A 1,560-nucleotide genomic window follows, 5' to 3' on the forward strand; every position below is an offset into this window, starting at 1 on the left:
GGGCGGCTGGCGCAGGACGAGGACAAGGACGTGCGCGAACAGGTTGCGGGAAATGCGTCGACGCCCGCGGAAGTGCTGGGGCGGCTGGCGCAGGACGAGGACTGGGAGGTGCGCATGGGCGTCGCGGGAAACGCGTCGATGCCCGCGGAGGTGCTGGGGCGGCTGGCGCAGGACAAGGACACGGACGTGCGTGCTGCCGTTGCGGCAAACGCGGCGATGCCCGCGGAGGTGCTGGGGCGGCTGGCGCAGGACAAGGACAAGGACGTGCGCCGGGGCGTCGCGGGAAACGCGTCGACGCCCGCGGAGGTGCTGGGGCGGCTGGCGCAGGACAAGGAGGAGAGGGTGCGCGCGTACGTCGCGGGAAACGCGTCGACGCCCGCGGAGGTGCTGGCGGGGCTGCTGGGTCCGTCGTGGGAGCTGGCGGCGTGGCTGGTGGGCGACAGTACGCTGCCGGGGGCGGTTGCTGCGTGGCTTCGGAACGCGCCGCTGAGCAATTCCGCCGTGGAGGAGCGACTTGAGGCCCTTGGGCGAGTGGAGGGCGTGGCGGTGTTGCGGCGGGAGTATGTCGGGCGGCTCGTGGCAGGCAGCCGGACAAGCGTGAGCCGGACCGTCGGTCTTTTGTTCGCCGAGGCAGGTCCGGCGGTGCTGGCGAAGTGCCAGCGGTCAGTGTGGTGGATTGACCGATGTGCGATTGCTCAGAATTCGGCGACGCCGCCCAGTGTGCGGCAGGCCTATCAGCGGGATCCACACCCGACCGTGCGGGAGGCGTTGGCGTCCGTAGCAGCGGGTGCTGCGAGGAGCCAAGACGGTCGTGACACTCCGGTCGTGGAGGGGGTGGAGCCGAGTCGGGACTGGCAGGCAGCCTTTCGAGAAGCGCTCGCCTCGTGGGATACGCGGCTGGTGGAGGACGTCCCATCGGCCACGCGGAAGGCCTTCCAGGGGATGGCCTTCTTGCTCTGGCGGCAGTCTGTGCGTGAGGGGCTGACCGAAGTGCCGCAGATGCTGCTCCGGCATGCGGCGCGGCAGAGGGGCCCCGATGCCATCGACGAGGCCCTGCGCCAGGGCCTCGCGAGGAACGCGTCGACGCCCGCGGAGGTGCTGGGGCGGCTGGCGCAGGACAAGGACAAGGACGTGCGTGCTGCCGTTGCGGGAAATGCGTCGACGCCCGCGGAAGCGCTGGGGCGGCTGGCGCAGGACGAGGCCGAGTTCGTGCGCGGGTGCGTCGCGGGAAACGCGGCGACGCCCGCGGAGGTGCTGGGGCGGCTGGCGCAGGCCCTGGCCGAGGACGTGCGCAAGGGCGTCGCGGGAAACGCGACGACGCCGGCGGAGGTGCTGGGGCGGCTGGCGCAGGACGAGGACAAGGACGTGCGCGAACAGGTTGCGGGAAATGCGTCGACGCCCGCGGAAGTGCTGGGGCGGCTGGCGCAGGACGAGAACGAGCACACGCGCCGGGGCGTCGCGGGAAACGCGTCGATGCCCGCGGAGGTGCTGGGGCGGCTGGCGCAGGACGAGCACAAGGACGTGCGTGCTGCCGTTGCGGGAAATGCGGCGATGCCCGCG

At 72.1% G+C, this 1,560-nt stretch carries 1 protein-coding gene; it reads left to right on the forward strand.

Annotated elements, in window-relative coordinates; all coding sequences use genetic code 11:
• The coding region (locus FJ091_22185) for a hypothetical protein (GenBank protein MBM4386058.1) at positions 1 to 1,560 on the forward strand (1,560 nt) is incomplete at both ends.

The organism is Deltaproteobacteria bacterium, assembly GCA_016875395.1.
Taxonomy (GTDB): domain Bacteria; phylum Myxococcota_A; class UBA9160; order UBA9160; family UBA6930; genus VGRF01.